The organism is Streptomyces sp. NH27, from assembly GCF_056859195.1.
In genome coordinates this window covers 1-16,526 of the sequence record NZ_JACEGK010000117.1, presented here as the reverse complement: position 1 = coordinate 16,526, position 16,526 = coordinate 1, and the positions used below count along the sequence as shown (strand labels likewise).

At 73.2% G+C, this 16,526-nt stretch carries 13 protein-coding genes and 1 other RNA gene; 13 read left to right on the top strand and 1 reads right to left on the bottom strand.

The genetic code is table 11. From position 1 onward, the window contains the following. The 7 genes from AC13HU_RS12440 to AC13HU_RS12410 form a co-directional block, all read left to right on the top strand. Positions 1-1,222 (top strand): S41 family peptidase (locus tag AC13HU_RS12440; RefSeq protein WP_483041879.1); only part of this gene is annotated, 1,222 nt, incomplete at its 5' end. Positions 1,223-1,240: 18 nt separating this feature from the next. Beyond that, positions 1,241-1,720 (top strand): SsrA-binding protein SmpB, encoded by a 480-nt coding sequence (gene smpB, locus AC13HU_RS12435; protein WP_483041878.1) that lies wholly within the window; start codon positions 1,241-1,243, stop codon positions 1,718-1,720. A 114-nt stretch (positions 1,721-1,834) separates the two neighbouring features. After that, positions 1,835-2,221: a transfer-messenger RNA gene (ssrA, locus tag AC13HU_RS12430) on the top strand. Positions 2,222-2,412: 191 nt separating this feature from the next. Then, positions 2,413-3,027 (top strand): CGNR zinc finger domain-containing protein, encoded by a 615-nt coding sequence (locus AC13HU_RS12425; protein WP_483041877.1) that lies wholly within the window; start codon positions 2,413-2,415, stop codon positions 3,025-3,027. A 140-nt stretch (positions 3,028-3,167) separates the two neighbouring features. Then, positions 3,168-5,501: a HelD family protein gene (locus tag AC13HU_RS12420; RefSeq protein ID WP_483041876.1), complete on the top strand. Its 2,334-nt coding sequence runs from the start codon at positions 3,168-3,170 to the stop codon at positions 5,499-5,501. Positions 5,502-5,905: 404 nt separating this feature from the next. Continuing rightward, positions 5,906-7,348, top strand: a complete 1,443-nt coding sequence (locus tag AC13HU_RS12415) for an NAD-dependent malic enzyme (RefSeq protein ID WP_483041875.1) — start codon at positions 5,906-5,908, stop codon at positions 7,346-7,348. A gap of 191 nt (positions 7,349-7,539) precedes the next feature. Next, the gene (locus AC13HU_RS12410; RefSeq protein ID WP_103888102.1) at positions 7,540-7,821 is read left to right on the top strand and encodes an HU family DNA-binding protein; all 282 of its coding nucleotides are present in this window, start codon (positions 7,540-7,542) and stop codon (positions 7,819-7,821) included. Positions 7,822-7,940: 119 nt separating this feature from the next. On the opposite strand, the gene murA is transcribed toward AC13HU_RS12410, so the two are convergent. Beyond that, the gene (gene murA, locus AC13HU_RS12405) at positions 7,941-9,296 is read right to left on the bottom strand and encodes a UDP-N-acetylglucosamine 1-carboxyvinyltransferase (RefSeq protein ID WP_483041874.1); all 1,356 of its coding nucleotides are present in this window, start codon (positions 9,294-9,296) and stop codon (positions 7,941-7,943) included. Between the two features lie 165 nt (positions 9,297-9,461). On the opposite strand from murA, the gene AC13HU_RS12400 reads away from it, so the two are divergent. The 6 genes from AC13HU_RS12400 to AC13HU_RS12375 all read left to right on the top strand — a co-directional run. After that, positions 9,462-10,040 (top strand): YqgE/AlgH family protein, encoded by a 579-nt coding sequence (locus AC13HU_RS12400; RefSeq protein WP_483041873.1) that lies wholly within the window; start codon positions 9,462-9,464, stop codon positions 10,038-10,040. A gap of 11 nt (positions 10,041-10,051) precedes the next feature. Continuing rightward, positions 10,052-10,360, top strand: a complete 309-nt coding sequence (locus tag AC13HU_RS12395) for a DUF3039 domain-containing protein (protein WP_329369059.1) — start codon at positions 10,052-10,054, stop codon at positions 10,358-10,360. Positions 10,361-10,418: 58 nt separating this feature from the next. Further along, the gene (locus AC13HU_RS12390) at positions 10,419-11,606 is read left to right on the top strand and encodes a hypothetical protein (protein WP_483041872.1); all 1,188 of its coding nucleotides are present in this window, start codon (positions 10,419-10,421) and stop codon (positions 11,604-11,606) included. A gap of 95 nt (positions 11,607-11,701) precedes the next feature. Continuing rightward, positions 11,702-13,330, top strand: a complete 1,629-nt coding sequence (locus AC13HU_RS12385) for a beta-N-acetylhexosaminidase (RefSeq protein WP_483041871.1) — start codon at positions 11,702-11,704, stop codon at positions 13,328-13,330. 264 nt (positions 13,331-13,594) lie between these two features. Further along, entirely contained in the window at positions 13,595-14,467 is an 873-nt protein-coding gene (locus AC13HU_RS12380) for an FAD binding domain-containing protein (protein WP_483041870.1), read from the top strand. Continuing rightward, a partial coding sequence (locus AC13HU_RS12375; protein WP_483041869.1) for a (2Fe-2S)-binding protein occupies positions 14,464-16,526 on the top strand: 2,063 nt, incomplete at its 3' end. The genes AC13HU_RS12380 and AC13HU_RS12375, both read left to right, overlap by 4 nt.

Sequence of the window (16,526 nt, the reverse complement as noted above, 5' to 3'; positions counted from 1 at the left end):
GGCCACCGGTGCGGCGGCGAGCAGCCTCATCGGCGTGGACGCACCGGCCCGCAGGAACAACCACGAGGTCGCCGCGGCCCCGGCCGGCGCCGCGCGGACCGCCGCCGGCGCGGCCTCGGGCGGCGCGACGAGCAGCGGCGCCGGCTCCGCCGGCCGCGGCACGGCGGGCGGCAGCACCGCCGACGACGGCCGCAACGGCGACCGCGCCCCGGCCGGCACCGGCAAGGACACCGTGGCCGGCACCGGCCGTATCGCCCGGGAGGCCGACCCCGGCACCGTCGGCCCCGACGCCGCGCAGAAGCTCGTCAGCCGCAGCGGCGACCGCTGGTCGTCGTCCTACACCGCCCAGGAGTACGCGGGCTTCCAGCAGGCGCTGAACGGGCAGTACGTCGGGACCGGCGTCTCGGTGCGCCGGATCGACGGCGGCCGTATCCAGATCGCCCAGGTCCAGGACGGCAGCCCCGCCGACCGGGCCGGGCTGCGCAGCGGCGACGTACTGGCCGCCATCGGTGACACCCGATGCACCGGCATGCCCGTCACCGAGGTCGTCGCGGACCTGCGCGGCGACAACGTGCCGGACAGCGCCGTCACGCTCGACGTGGAGCGCGGCTCGCGCGACTGGACGGTCGCGATGCTCCGCGCCACCCTCGACACCGAGTCGGTCACCGTCACCCGGCAGCAGGACGGCCCGACCGTGATCAAGGTCGACGCCTTCACCAAGGGGGTCGGCGAGCAGGTCGCGGCGGCGGTCGAGGGCTCCGACCACGGCGTCCTGCTCGACCTGCGCGGCAACTCCGGCGGCCTGGTCACCGAGGCGGTCGCCACCGCGTCGGCCTTCCTCGACGGCGGCCTGGTCGCCACGTACGACGTGCACGGACAGCAGCAGGCGCTCTACGCGGCGACCGGCGGCGACACCGCGGTGCCGCTGGTGGTGCTGGTCGACGGCGGCACGATGAGCGCGGCCGAGATGCTCTCCGGCGCGCTCCAGGACCGCGGCCGGGCGGTCGTGATCGGCTCGCGCACCTTCGGCAAGGGCTCGGTGCAGATGCCCACCACGCTGGCGGACGGCTCGGTGGCCGAGCTGACCGTCGGGCACTACCGGCTGCCGGACGGCCGCACCGTCGACGGCAAGGGCATCACCCCCGATGTCGTCGTCTCCGGCGGGCAGGACCCGGTCGCCGCGAGCCGTGAGGTATTCGCTGGCCTCGGGGCCCCCTCCTAGTGGGAGAATGGCCCGGCTATGGCTAAAGAGACGGGTCGCAAGATCATCGCGCAGAACAAGAAGGCGCGGCATGACTACCTCATCCTCGACACGTACGAGGCGGGGCTGGTCCTCACCGGCACCGAGGTGAAGTCGCTGCGGATGGGCCGCGCGTCGCTGGTGGACGGCTTCGCCGCGCTGGAGGGCGGTGAGGCGTACCTCTACAACGTGCACATCCCCGAGTACACGCAGGGGACCTGGACGAACCACGCGGCGCGCCGCAAGCGGAAGATGCTGCTGCATCGCGCCGAGATCGACAAGCTCGACCAGAAGTCCCAGGAGAGCGGGCACACCGTGATCCCGCTGGCGCTGTACTTCAAGGACGGCCGGGTGAAGGTCGAGATCGCCCTGGCCAAGGGCAAGAAGGAGTACGACAAGCGGCAGACGCTGCGGGAGAAGCAGGACCGGCGCGAGACGGACCGTGCGATCTCCGCGGAGCGGCGCAGGCAGCGGTCCTGACCGTCGCGCGCGGGAATGCGCTGGCCCCGCGGCGCGTTGTGCCACTACACTGGGCCTTGCAGGACCAGCACCGAACCGCCGGGCGACCGGCGGTGCACCTTGAAAACACCACATGGGGATGATCGGTTTCGACTGGGGATGTCGAAGCAGGGGAAGCGAGCCGAGGAAGCGGCAATGATCTCGTTAACCATATGCCGAAACCAATAATCGCCAATTCCAAGCGCGATTCCTCCGCCTTCGCTCTCGCTGCCTAATTAGCAGCTAGCGAAGACTCCGCGGAGTGTCAGCCCGGGGGTGTTCCCGACCCGGATCCTGGCATCAATCAGGGGACTCAACCGCCGAGCCCGGCCACGGGGCACGGCGGGAAATCTCACAGTGGCTGGGCCCGTCGGCGGCTTGTCCGCGTGACTGCCGGGGCCGAGAAAAGCACAGCGGACTGCGCTCGGAGAAGCCCTGGTTCCGCACCACAGGACGCGGGTTCGATTCCCGCCATCTCCACTCATCCCATGCGACACGGCGACGTCGCCTTCGTCGTTTACCGCGCGGCTTTGCCGCGCGAGCCCGGAACGTAGGGAGGAACCGCGCGAGCAACTACCCACCGGCCGCAGGCCGGTACGAGACGGAACCTTGGCGGCGGGACGGGTAGCGGCTCAACCCCCGGAGGGGCACCCTGGGGTGGGAGGTGCGGGTGGATGCGGTTTGACGGGGGCCGGGTGTGTCTGGATCTGGCGGCCACGGACGAGTACGGGCAGGCGGCCGTGGACGAGCTGCGGGATGCCGCGGAGCTGAGCCGGTGGCTGTACGGGGCGGGTCTCGTCCCCGCGGCGACCGCGATACCGGTGCAGAGCGGGTGGCTGCCCCACTTCCATGAACTACGCGAGCTGCTGCGGCGTCTGGTGACGTGCGAGGTGGACGGCGACGCGGTGGCCCCGGACGACATCGCCGCGCTCAATCGGTTCGCGCGCCCCGCGCCACCCGCACCGGCGGCCGTACCGGAGCCGCGGAGGGACAGACGTACCGGAGCCCGGGAAGAGACGGGGACGGCCGTCGCGCTGTCGAAGCGGCTCGCCGCGCCCCCCACCTGGGAAGCCCTCCTGTCCGTGGTGGCGCGGGACGCCGTGGACCTGCTCACCGACCCGGTCGCCAGGGACCGGCTGCGCCGCTGCGAGGGTGCGCGCTGCCACCGCGTCTACCTCGACGCCTCGCGCGGCCGGCGCCGCCGCTGGTGCAGCAGCGAGCTGTGCGGGAACCGGGAACGGGTCGCCCGGCACCGCCGCCGCAGCACCCTCGCCGGCACCCAGGGCTGACCCGGCCGGCGGGCCTGCCGCACGTCAGGTCCGCCGCGGGTGCGCGCCCGGGTGGGCACGGGCGCGCAGGTCGCGTACGGTTGCAGGCTGCCCCACGCACGGACGCGCACGGGGCGCCGCACAGCAGAAGGGGGTCCTGCGTGGCCGCGCAGACCGCAGCACCGGGGGTTCGGGACCAGGAGATCGCCGCGGAGCAGGCGCACCTGGACCGGGTGTACAGCCGCTTGGAGGAGAAGATCCACGAGGCGGAGTTCCTGATGAGCGACGCCGCCAAGCGCGGGCAGGTCGGCACGCCCGGCGCGCTGGCCGAACGCGACGCGCAGGTCTTCCGCGCGGGCATCCATCTCAACCGCCTCAACAGCGAGTTCGAGGATTTCCTCTTCGGCCGGATCGACCTGCTGCCCGGCAAGGACGGCAAGAAGGGCGCGGACGGGGCGTACACCTCGATCGAGCCCGCCGACGACGCGATCCGTGCCGACGGAGGCGCGGACATCGCCGAGACCCTGCACATCGGCCGGATCGGCGTGCTCGACGCGGAGTACGCCCCGCTGGTGATCGACTGGCGGGCGCCGGCCGCCGCGCCGTTCTACCGTTCCACGCCGGTCGCGCCCGGCCGGGTGGTGCGCCGCCGGGTGATCCGCTCCAAGGGCCGCCGGGTGCTCGGCGTCGAGGACGACCTGCTGCGCCCGGAGCTGACCACCGGGCTGCCGGTGGTCGGCGACGGCGCCTTGATGGCGGCGCTCGGCCAGGCGCGCACGCACACCATGCGGGACATCGTCTCCAGCATCCAGGCCGAGCAGGACCTGGTGATCCGTGCCCCCGCCGCGTCCGTGACCGAGGTGTCCGGCGGCCCCGGCACCGGCAAGACCGCGGTGGCGCTGCACCGGGCGGCGTATCTGCTCTACCAGGACCGGCGCCGCTACTCCGGCGGCATCCTGTGCGTGAGCCCCACCCCGCTGCTGGTCGCCTACACCGAGGGCGTCCTGCCGTCGCTCGGCGAGGAGGGCCAGGTCGCGATCCGCGCGGTCGGCTCGCTGGTCGACGGCGTCACGGCCGACCTGTACGACGACCCGGCGGTGGCCCGGATCAAGGGTTCGCTGCGGATGCTGAAGGTGCTGCGCAACGCGGCCCGCGGCTGCCTGGAGCTGCCGCCGGGCCCCGGTACGGGCGGCGGCAACGGCGGTAGTAGCGGCGGCGGCAGGGACAGCGGTAGCGGCGGCGGTACGGACGTCCGGCCCGGGCGGCTGCGGGTGGTCGCCTTCGGCCGGCGCGTCGAGTTGGAGGCGAACGAGCTGAACTCGGTGCGCCAGCAGGTGCTGGGCGGGACCACCCCGGTCAACCTGCTGCGCCCGCGCGCCCGGCGGCTGCTGCTGGACGCGCTGTGGCGCAAGACCGGCCGCCGGTTCGACGACCCGGACCTCGCCGCGCAGGAGCGGTCGGGCTTCGACGAGGACATCAGCACCGAGCCGGACTTCATGGAGTTCCTGGACATCTGGTGGCCGGTGTTGGAGCCGGCCCGGGTGCTGGCCGCGCTCGCCGACGACAAGCGGCTGGCCCGCTGGGCGCGCCGGGTGCTGAGCCCCCCGGAGGTGCGCCGGGTGGCCCGCTCGCTGCGGCGGACCGGCACCTCCGTGCACGACGTGGCGCTGCTGGACGAGCTGGACACCCTGCTCGGCTCGCCGCCCCGGGAGAAGCGCCGCGAGGCCGATCCGCTGGACCAGCTCACCGGGCTGGAGGAGCTGATGCCGCAGGCTGCCTCGGAGACCCGCAGGGAGCGGGCGGAGCGGCTGGCGCGGGAGCGTACCGAGTACGCGCACGTGATCGTGGACGAGGCGCAGGACCTCACGCCGATGCAGTGGCGGATGATCGGCCGGCGCGGCCGCACCGCCACCTGGACGATCGTCGGCGACCCGGCGCAGAGTTCGTGGACGGACGTCGACGAGGCGGCCCGCGCGCGTGACGAGGCGCTGGGCACCCGCCCGCGCCGCCGGTTCACCCTCACCGTCAACTACCGCAACCCCGCGGAGATCGCCGAAGTCGCCGCCACGGTGCTGGCGTTGGCGATGCCCGGCAGCCAGTCGCCGCGCGCGGTCCGCTCCACCGGGATCGCGCCGCGCTACGAGATGGCCGGCGACGACCTGGGCGCCGACGTGCGGGCCGCCGCGCAGCAGTTGCTCGGCGAGGTGGACGGCACCGTCGGTGTCGTGGTGGCGATGAACCGCCGTGCGCAGGCCCGGGGTTGGCTGGACGGGCTGGGCGACCGGGTGGTCGCGCTGGGCAGTTTGGAGGCCAAGGGGCTGGAGTACGACGCGACGGTCGTGGTCGCGCCGGCGGAGATCGCGGAGGAGTCCCCCGCGGGGCTGCGCACCTTGTACGTCGCGCTGACGCGGGCGACGCAGCGGCTCACGGTGCTCGCGGTGCCCGCGGACCTGCCGAACGAGGCGGGCGTGCCGGACCTGTTGCGGGCGGACTGAGCCCGGCGCGGCGGGCGGACGGCGCCGGCCGCGGCTCGGGCGCACGACGGGCGCCTCCTTCGTCGAAGGGGGCGCCCGAGTGACGTCTACGGCACCGACCCGCCATGCTCGCCTCGCGGCAAGTGGGCGCTCGAAGCGCCTAAGGTTGGGCCCGGGGGCTTGGATCGAGTCGGTGCCGCACCCAGGCTAACAAACCCTCCTGCGAACCTCTTCCCGCCCGGCGGAATTCGTGGCCGGTCACCTGCCCGCCGCGTGTTCTTCCGCCGTTGTGCACCCCGTGCGTGTCCTGCTCCCGTATGCCGGAAGTACGATTCCACCAGCTACCGCCGGGTTTACGTGTACCGGCCGGTAGGTGCAACGATCACGACAATCCCTCATCAGGCAGGAACCGGAAGAAGGTCGTCATGGCAACGGCGCCAAGCGTCTCGTACTCGATCACGGTACGGCTGGAGGTCCCCGCCAGCGGGGGCGCGGTCGGCCGGCTCACCACCGCGGTCGAGTCCTCGGGCGGGTCGGTCACCGGCCTGGACGTGACCGCGTCGGGCCACGAGAAGCTCAGTATCGACGTCACCATCGCGGCCAGCTCCACCGACCACGCCGCCGAGATCGTCAGCAAGCTGCGCTCGATCGAAGGCGTGACGATCGGCAAGGTCTCCGACCGTACGTTCCTGATGCACCTCGGCGGCAAGATCGAGATGCAGTCCAAGCACCCCATCCGCAACCGTGACGACCTGTCGATGGTCTACACGCCCGGTGTGGCGCGGGTCTGCATGGCCATCGCCGAGAACCCCGAGGACGCCCGCCGGCTGACCATCAAGCGCAACTCGGTCGCCGTGGTGACCGACGGTTCCGCGGTGCTGGGTCTCGGCAACATCGGGCCGAAGGCCGCGTTGCCGGTGATGGAAGGCAAGGCGGCGCTGTTCAAGCGGTTCGCCGGGATCGACGCGTGGCCGCTGTGCCTGGACACCCAGGACACCGACGAGATCGTGGCGATCGTCAAGGCCATCGCGCCGGGCTTCGCGGGCATCAACCTGGAGGACATCTCCGCGCCGCGCTGCTTCGAGATCGAGGCGCGGCTGCGCGAGGCGCTGGACATCCCGGTCTTCCACGACGACCAGCACGGCACCGCGATCGTGGTGCTCGCCGCGCTGACCAACGCGCTGCGCTGCGTCGGCAAGCAGATCGGCGACCTGCGGGTGGTCATGTCGGGCGCGGGCGCGGCCGGCACCGCGATCCTCAAGCTGCTGCTGGCGGCCGGGGTGAAGCACGCGGTGGTCGCCGACATCCACGGCGTGGTGCACGCCGAACGGGACGACCTGAAGGACGCGGGCCCCGAGACCGCGCTGCGCTGGATCGCGGAGAACACCAACCCCGAGGGCGCCACCGGCACCCTCAAGGAGGCGGTGGTGGGCGCCGACGTGTTCATCGGGGTCTCCGCGCCGAACTTGCTGGACGGCGCGGACATCGCCCGGATGGCCGAGAGCGCCATCGTTTTCGCGCTGGCCAACCCCGACCCCGAGGTGGACCCGGCAGATGCGCGCGAGACGGCCGCGGTGGTCGCCACCGGCCGCAGCGACTTCCCGAACCAGATCAACAACGTGCTGGTCTTCCCAGGCGTCTTCCGCGGCCTGCTGGACGCCCAGTCCCGCACCGTGAACACCGAGATGATGCTGGCCGCCGCACGTGCGCTGGCCTCGGTGGTAGGCGACGACGAGCTGAACCCGAACTACATCGTGCCGAGCGTCTTCAACGACAAGGTGGCCGGTGCGGTCGCGGACGCGGTCCGGGACGCGGCCAAGGCGGCCACCCCGGAGCGCGGCGACGGATTCCCAGCGTCGACCGTCTGACGACAGCGCGTGATGCTCTTGCCCCAGGGTGCCGCCGCCTGGTCTCTCCCAGGGCTTTTTCCGCGACTCGCGCGGGCAGGCGATTGGCTTTCCCCCCATATATGGGGGCAGGATGCACACCTGGGCGGTGAGGCACACAGCAACAGCTTCGGCTCGCGCCCCCATGGCAGCAAGAACACGGGAGTACAGATATGAACCGCAGTGAGCTGGTGGCCGCGCTGGCCGACCGCGCCGAGGTGACCCGCAAGGACGCCGACGCCGTGCTGGCCGCGTTCGCCGAGACCGTCGGTGAGATCGTGGCCAAGGGTGACGAGAAGGTCACCATCCCCGGCTTCCTGACCTTCGAGCGCACCCACCGCAGTGCCCGCACCGCCCGCAACCCGCAGACCGGTGAGCCGATCGAGATCCCGGCCGGCTACAGCGTGAAGGTGTCCGCGGGTTCCAAGCTGAAGGAAGCCGCCAAGGGCAAGTGAGCCCGGTGGTGCAGTAGCACCGAAACGCCGAGGGCGGCCGTCTCCCGCAGGAGACGACCGCCCTCGGCGTATATGGCGGGTACGGGCCGCACGGGCCGGGTACGGGCGGCTGCGGGCGCTCAGGCCACCGCGGCGGTCCCGCCGTCCGGCAGCGGCGGAAGCTCTATGTCCGCGCCCAGCCCCTGGAGCTTCGCCAGGAAGTTCTCGTAGCCGCGGTTGATCAGGCTGATCCCGTGCACCCGCGAGGTGCCCTGTGCGGCCAGCGCCGCGATCAGGTACGAGAAGCCGCCGCGCAGGTCGGGGATGACCAGGTCGGCGCCCTGGAGCTTGGTCGGCCCCGACACCACCGCGGAGTGCAGGAAGTTGCGCTGCCCGAACCGGCAGGCGCTGCCGCCCAGGCACTCGCGGTAGAGCTGGATGTGGCCGCCCATCTGGTTGAGCGCCTCGGTGAAGCCCAGCCGGGACTCGTAGACCGTCTCGTGCACGATCGACAGCCCCGACGCCTGGGTGAGGGCCACCACCAGCGGCTGCTGCCAGTCGGTCTGGAAGCCCGGGTGCACGTCGGTCTCCAGCGCGATGGCCTTCAGCGGGCCGCCCGGGTGCCAGAAGCGGATGCCCTCGTCGTCGATCTCGAAGGCGCCGCCGACCCGGCGGTAGGTGTTCAGGAAGGTCATCATCGAGCGCTGCTGCGCGCCGCGCACGTAGATGTCGCCCTCGGTGGCCAGCGCCGCGCTCGCCCAGGAGGCGGCCTCCAGCCGGTCCGGGATGGCCCGGTGGGTGTAGCCGCCCAGGGAGTCGACACCGGTGATCCGGATGGTGCGGTCGGTGTCCACCGAGATGATCGCGCCCATTTTCTGCAGCACGCAGATCAGGTCCTCGATCTCGGGCTCCACGGCGGCGTTGGTGAGTTCGGTCACGCCCTCGGCGAGCACCGCGGTCAGCAGCACCTGCTCGGTGGAGCCCACCGACGGGTACGGCAGCCTGATCCGGCAGCCGCGCAGCCGCTGCGGCGCCTCCAGGTACTGGCCGTCGGCGCGCTTCTCGATCGTGGCGCCGAACCTGCGCAGCACGTCGAAGTGGAAGTCGATCGGCCGACCGCCGATGTCGCAGCCGCCCAGGCCGGGGATGAACGCGTGCCCGAGCCGGTGCAGCAGCGGGCCGCAGAACAGGATCGGGATGCGCGAGGAGCCGGCGTGCGCGTCGATGTCGGCCACGTTGGCGCTCTCCACCCGGCGCGGGTCCATCACCAGCTCACCGGGTTCCTCGCCGCTCTCCACGGTCACGCCGTGCAGCTGGAGCAGACCGCGCACCACCCGCACGTCGCGGATCTCGGGTACTCCCAGCAGCCGGCTCGGCTCGCTGCCGAGCAGGGCGGCCACCATGGCCTTCGGCACGAGGTTCTTCGCACCTCTGACCCGGATCTCGCCCTCCAGGGGGGTCCCACCATGGACAAGCAGCACATCGGCGTCGGTCATGGATCTCGCGATCTTCTTCAGAAGTCGTACGGGCTTCGGCGTGCGCGGCCGCGGGTCTTTCGCCGCCGCGCGGGGAACCAAGAAGAAATGGTAATCCGCTTGACGGGTCCGCCTACCCGGCCGTTGACCCTCCGAACGGGCGCCGCTTGGGGGATCATGTGGACCATGACCGAGGTGCCCTCGCTCACCGGACGACTGCTGGTGGCCACGCCGAAGCTCGCGGACCCCAACTTCGACCGGGCGGTGGTGCTCCTGCTCGACCACGACGCGGAGGGGTCGCTCGGCGTCGTCCTGAACCGGCCGACGCCGGTCGGCGTGGGCGACGTCCTCCAGCCGTGGGCGGCGCTCGCGGTCGCCCCGCCGGTGGTCTTCCAGGGCGGCCCGGTCTCCCTGGACTCCGCGCTCGGCCTGGCCGTCGTCCCGGGCGAGCCGGGGGAGCACGGCGACGAGGCGATGCTGGGCTGGCGCCGGGTGCACGGCGCGATCGGCCTGATCGACCTGGAGGCGCCGCCCGAACTGCTCGCCGCGGAGCTGGGCTCCCTGCGGATCTTCGCCGGGTACGCGGGCTGGGGACCCGGCCAGTTGGAGCGGGAACTGACCGACGGCGCCTGGTACGTGGTCGAGTCCGAGCCGGGTGACGTGTCCGCGCCCGACCCGGAGAAGATGTGGCGGGCGGTGCTGCGCCGTCAGCGCGGCAAGCTCGCGATGGTGGCCACGTATCCCGACGATCCCTCTCTCAATTAGGCTTGACGGTTATGAGCACTCTTGAGCCCGAGCGCGGGGCGGGCACCGGCACACTGGTCGAGCCGACTCCGCAGCTCTCCCACGGTGACGGCGACCACGAGCGCTACGCGCACTACGTCCAGAAGGACAAGATCATGGCGAGCGCGCTGGAAGGCACGCCCGTCGTCGCGCTCTGCGGCAAGGTCTGGGTCCCCGGACGCGACCCGAAGAAGTACCCGGTCTGCCCGATGTGCAAGGAGATCTACGAGGGCATGCCGGCCGGTGGCGGCGGCAACGACAAGTCCGGCTCCGGCAAGTCCGGAAGGGGCGGCAACGGCTGACAGCGGCGCGTTCGGTGCGGCGGACGCGCCGGACGACGACGCGAACAGCGGTGAGCGCGTGCACTCTCTGGTCGGCCAGGGCCGATTCGCCGAGGCGCACGCGCTGATCAGTGACGCCTTCGTCGAGCGCAACGGCAGCGCGGGGTACCTGCTGCGTGCCTGGGTGCTCGCGCAGGAGCAGCGGCCCGCGGAGGCCCGCGACGCCGTCGACTGGGCGCTGGCGATCGCCTCGCCCGCCGAGGCCGGCGACGTCTTCGTGCTCGCCGGGGTGGTGCTGCTGTCGCTGGACGAGGCGCACGCCGCGCTCACCGTGGCGCTGCGGGCGACCGGGGCGGACCCCGACGGCTGGGAGCCGTCGGTGCTGCTCTCCGACGTCTACCGGCGGCTGGGCCGTATCCCCGACGCGATCGCGGCCGCCCGCCGCGCGGTCGCGATCGCCCCGCGCGAGGCCGAGGCACAGATCGCGCTGGCCCGCTCGCTGTCCGCGGGCCGCGGCGTGTTCGGGCGGATACCGCGCCGCAACCGTGCCGAGCACCATGCCGCGGCCGAGCGGGCGCTCGCGCTCGGCGCCGCCCCCGGTCAGCTCGTGGTGCCGCGCGGCGGCGCCGTGCTCGGCGGTGTCGGGCTGGCCGTCTTCCTCGGGGTGCAGCTCTACCGGATCGAGACCGGCGGGACCTGGGAACTGGTCGCCGCCGGGATCGTCTTCGGGGTCACCTTCGGGTTGATCGCGGTGCTGGCCGCCATGGGGTCCCGGCGCTCCGGGGTGAGTGCACGCACCCGGTTGCGCGGGGTCCGCGCCACCACCCGCACCGAGATGGTCGGCGACGAGTGGCTGTGGCGGATCGCCGCGGTGCAGGTCGCGACCGTACTGCCGCTGCCGGCGCTGCTCACCAGCGGGCTCGTCGCCGACCGGGCGTGGCGTGGCGCGCCCTGGCCGCTGTGGTCCGTGGTGCTGCTCGCCGTGGCCGGCCTCGCCGCGGTCTGCGCGCTCCTGCTGTGCGTTCCCTGGTGGTACGGCGAGATGTTCGCCCGCCGCATCCTTCGCTACGCCGGACTGGTCCGGCTCCAACTCACCGCGACGGGGCTGCTGATCGGCGGGACCCTCGCGCTTGCGGTGCGCGGGCGGACCTCCACCGACGCGTGGGCCCCTGTCGCCCTCGGGCATCTCCTCTGGACGGTCGGGGGGTGGCTCGCCGCGAGCATCTTCTCCGCCCGCCTCCACGTCCTGCGTCGCCGCGCCCTGTAGGACCCGCGGGCGCCCACCCACGGTGGTCCGCCGGGCACGAGAGAACCGTCGTATTGGTATATGCCAATCGGCAGGGCGTATTGCAGGATGGCCCCATGGACCTCATCCCCATCCCGAGTCACGCCACGACGTACTCCGCCGATGACGAAGTCTTCACGCTGCGGCCGGAAACGGTGCTTGCCGCCGGCCCGGGCACGGAGGTGGCCGCGCGGTGGCTGCGGGGCACCGTGGGCGCGGCGACAGGGCTGCCGTTGGCCCAAGGGGAGCCGTCCGGCGGGGGAGTTGTGCGGCTGGCGGTGGACGAGACGGTACCGGGCGGCCCGGAGGGGTACCGCCTGACCGTCGACCCGGTGGGCGGCGTACGGATCACCGGCGCCGGCCCGGCCGGCGTCTTCTGGGGCGCCCAGACGCTCCGCCAACTCCTCGGCCCGGACGCCTTCCGCCGCGCCCCGCTGGCCGACCGCACCTGGACCGTCCCGGCCTGCCACCTCACCGACGCCCCCCGCTTCGGCTGGCGCGGCTTCATGCTGGACGTGGCCCGCCACTTCATGCCGAAGGACGTGGTCTTCCGCTACCTCGACCTGATGGCCGCGCACAAGCTCAACGTGCTGCACCTGCACCTCACCGACGACCAGGGCTGGCGGGTGGAGATCCGCCGCCACCCCCGCCTCACCGAGGTCGGCGCCTGGCGCGAGCGCACCAAGGTCGGCCTGCGCGAGTCCCCGCTGTGGGACGAGCGCCCGCACGGCGGCTACTACACCCAGGACGACATCCGCGAGATCGTCGGGTACGCCGCCGCCCGGCACATCACGGTCGTCCCCGAGGTGGACATCCCCGGCCACTCCCAGGCCGCCATCGCCGCCTACCCCGAACTCGGCAACACCGACGTGCTCGACACCAGCGCCCTTCCGGTGCTCACCAGTTGGGGCGTCAACCCGAACGTGCTCGCGCCGACCGAGGCCGTACTGCGCTTCTACGAGGAGGTGTTCACCGAACTGCTGGAGCTGTTCCCCGGCACCTTCTTCCACATCGGCGGCGACGAGTGCCCCAAGGAGCAGTGGAGCGCCTCGCTCACCGCGAAGGACCGCATCGTCGAACTCGGGTTGAGGGACGAGGACGAGCTCCAGAGCCGGCTGATCAGCCACTTCGACCGCTGGTTCGCCGAGCGCGGCCGGCGGCTGATCGGCTGGGACGAGATCCTGGAAGGCGGCCTGGCGGAGGGCGCCGCGGTCTCCTCCTGGCGCGGCTACCGCGGTGGAATCACCGCCGCCCAGGCCGGACATGACGTCGTGATGTGCCCCGAGAGCCATGTCTACCTCGACTGGCGGCAGTCCGACTCGCCCGACGAACCGGTGCCCATCGCGTACGTCCGCACCCTGGAGGACGTCTACCGATTCGAGCCGGTCCCGCCGGAGTTGACGCCGAAGGAGGCCGAGCACATCATCGGCACCCAGGCCAACATCTGGACCGAGGTGCTCGATTCGGTGCGCGCGGTCGACTACATGGTCTTCCCCCGACTGGCCGCCTTCGCCGAGGTCGCCTGGTCCGCGCTCGGCGCCCCCGCCGACCGGGACTGGCCGGGCTTCGAGGCCCGGATGCGCACCCACTACGCCCGGCTCGACGCCCTGGGCGTCGAATACCGCCCGCCCGGCGGCCCGCTGCCCTGGCAGCGCCGCCCCGGCGTCCTCGGCCGCCCGAGGCCCGGTTCGCCCCCGATCGTGTGACCGAACCGGGAAGCCGCCGCCACGGCACGCGGTGAGTCGACACCCTGGACCCGTATCGTCCCAACAGCCTTGAAGAGTAGCAATTCCGACACAGCGCCCGATCGTGATCCAGTCGTACGATCAACCCCGTGAGGGGCGGATCGGTACTTCGTGGACCCTCGCGTCGGACGCCCCGGAACATGTGCCAGAGTTGCCACGTCCGGGCTGTCAGCACGTACGGTACGGCTACCGCGTGACGTAGGTAGGCCGGGAAGGGGCAGCGGCGTGAGCACGTATGCACGGCAGGAGGCGGCGAACGTCACGCTGCCTTCCTCGCTCGACGAGGCGGTGGCCGCGCTGGCCGAGATGCCCAGTGCCGTGCCCGTCGCCGGGGGCACCGACCTGATGGCGTCGGTCAACTCCGGCCTGTTGCGCCCGGCCGCGCTCGTCGGCCTGGGCCGGATCAGCGAGATCCGCGGCTGGCAGTACGCCGACGGGGCCGCCCTGCTCGGCGCGGGCCTGACCCACGCCCGCATGGGCCGACCCGACTTCGCCGCGCTGATCCCCGCGCTGGCCGCCGCCGCCCGCTCCGCGGGCCCCCCGCAGATCCGCAACGCCGGCACCCTCGGCGGCAACATCGCCAGCGCCGCACCCACCGGCGACGCCCTGCCGGTGCTGGCCGCCCTGGAGGCGAGCGTGATCCTCGCCGGGCCGGAGGGTGACCGCGAACTGCCGGTCAGCCACCTGCTCACCGGCATGGACCCGCTGCGCCCCGGCGAGTTGCTCGCCTTCGTGCGCATCCCGCTGCTGCACGCCCCGCAGACCTTCCTCAAGGCCACCGGGCGCACCGGCCCCGGCCGGGCGGTCGCCTCCGTCGCCCTCGTCGTCGACCCAGCCCGGCGCCAGGTGCGCTGCTCGGTCGGCGCCGTCGCGCCCGTGCCACTACGGCCGTTGGAGGCCGAGCAGTGGGTGGCCGGACTGATCGACTGGGACGGCGAGCGCAACCTCGCCCCGGAAGCGTGCACCGCCTTCGGGGAGTACGTCGCCGCCGCCTGCATCCCCGATCAGCCCGGCGTCGAACTGCCGCCCGCCGCCGTCCAGTTGCGCCGTACCGTGGCCGCACTGTCCCGCCGAGCGCTCGGGAGGGCCCTGGCATGACCGACCAGCAGCCGAACGAGCGGGACCAGCAGGGCAGGCACGGTCCCGGCACCGCCGGCGCCTGGCAGCCGGTGCCCGGCGGCGGGGACTACGACCCCGACCAGACCATGCACGTCTCCTTCGCCGCCCAACTCCCGCCCGAGCCGCGCCCCGGCGAGGACCCGCTCGGCGCGCACGGCCCGGCCGGCCCCGGCTGGTCCGGCCACCCCGAGGGGGACGGCGGCTACCTGGAGGAAGGCGGCTACCAGGTCGGCCAGCCGCTGTACGCGCCCGGCCCGGACGACGCCGCGGCGTACGACTATCGGCCGCAGGAGCAACTCGGCCCGCACAGCGGGCACTTCGACCACCTGCGCGGCGGCCCCGAGCAGCCCTACGAGCACGGAGGGCACGCAGGACACGGGGGTTACGGGGGATACGACGGCGGGCTGGACGGCTCGGCCGGCGGTCACGTCGGCGGTCCAGCCGTCGGCGGGCACGACATCGGCGGGCACGACGGCGGCGGTCCTGCTGTCGGCGGTCACGACGGCGGTCCGGGCAGCACCGGGTCCGGCGCCGGCGGTTCGGCCGGCGACCACGACCCGGCCACCGCCTGGTCGATCCCGGTCATAAGGGAGGAGTCCGAGGCCGAGTCCGGCGAGTACTCACTCGGCGCCTTCTCGCCGTCCTGGGACCAGACGCCCTCGCCCGCACCCACCCACTCCTTCCCCGCCGGCATGTTCGGCCAGGGCGCCGCTGCCGCCGCCCAGGCGGCGCAGCAGCGGGCCGCGGCCGAGCGGGCGCGTGGCGACGCCGAGGCGCCGTCCGACCCCGGCAGCGGCCACTGGGAGATGCCGTTCACCGGTCCCGAGGGCGGCGACGCGGTGCCGTGGCTGCCCGCGCACGCCCCGGCCGCCGACGCGGCCTGGTCGGGCATCGTGGACGATCCGGAGGGCCCGCCTCCCGTGCCGTCCGCACCGTCCGTGCCGTCCGCGGCTGAGGGCGGCGAGCCCGGGCAGGACCGCCCCGCCGGCCACGACGGCGCCGCGGCCGACGAAATCCCCTACGCCGTACCGTCCTTCGACGAGCCCGCGGCCGTGGACGAGCCGACCGGATACGGCGAGGACGCCGAACCCGGTGATGCCCGGCCGGGCGGATTCGACAGCCACGGCGAACTCGCCGACCCCGCAGGCCCGGACGACGCGGCGGAGTCCGCGGCGGCGCTCGGCGTTGACGGCACGGCCGGCACGGCCGGCACCGACGACGTGCCCCACCACGACGGCGGCACCGACTTCGGTGCCGAGCCCGGCCAGGACGGCCTGGACGGCCAGGACGGCGCCCCGCAGCACGGCGACGGCGTGCCCGGCGACGCCGCGCCCGACGACCGCACCGACGCCGCGCCGGACGACTTCACCGCGCCGGACTTCGGGTCCGACGACACCGGTTCGGTCGACCTCGACCCGGCCGAGACGTCCGAACCCGCCGCGGAGACCCGCAGCGAGCACCCGCTCGCCTCCTACATGCTCCGGGTCAACGGCACCGAGCGGCCCGTCACCGATGCCTGGCTCGGCGAGTCCCTGCTGTACGTGCTGCGCGAGCGGTTGGGCCTGGCCGGCGCCAAGGACGGCTGCGAGCAAGGCGAGTGCGGTGCCTGCTCCGTACAGGTCGACGGGCGGCTGGTGGCGTCCTGCCTGGTGCCCGCGGCGACCGCGGCCGGCAGCGAGGTGCGCACGGTGGAGGGCCTGACCGTCGACGGCCGGCCCTCCGACGTCCAGTGCGCGCTGGCCGACAGCGGCGCCGTGCAGTGCGGCTTCTGCATCCCCGGCATGGCGATGACCGTCCACGACCTGCTCGAAGGCAACCACAAGCCGACCGACCTCGACGTCCGCCAGGCCCTCAGCGGCAACCTGTGCCGCTGCTCGGGTTACCGCGGGGTCCTCGACGCCGTCCGCTCGGTCGTCGCCGGGCGCGACACCGGCCGTGACCCCGACCCCGACGACCCCGCCGCCACGGGCCCCGACCCGGTCGCCGACTACGCGGCCCTGCACGACTGGGCCGTGCGCGCGCCCGAGGCGGTCTGGCG